Here is a 278-nt window from a genome sequence, read left to right on the forward strand (position 1 = left end):
GAAAAATGCGCTCCAACGCATATGGTTGCAAGCGCATATCATGCCGCGCGACGAGCCGGAAAGATGTCGCCGTGGACATCCCCCCGAGTGCTCGCTACGCTCTTACGCCCGCCGTGCCACCCGCTCCGGCAACACTGCAATGATAATGCCGGCGGCGCCGAGAATGCCGGCGATGGCAATACTATGACACGCCGGACGCTGTCCTTGATGCAAGACGGGGCGTGGCTCGCCCGCTGCCGCTCCGACGCGATCAGGTCGACGATCTGGCGGCGTCGCGT

The 278-nt window shown here is 64.4% G+C and carries 1 pseudogene; it reads right to left on the reverse strand.

The window, feature by feature from the left end:
• Positions 1-182: 182 nt before the first annotated feature.
• Positions 183-278, reverse strand: a pseudogene (locus tag KZZ07_RS26860) (IS110-like element ISMex17 family transposase); the annotation flags it as partial.

This window comes from Mameliella sp. CS4 (assembly GCF_019392335.1).
GTDB lineage: Bacteria > Pseudomonadota > Alphaproteobacteria > Rhodobacterales > Rhodobacteraceae > Antarctobacter.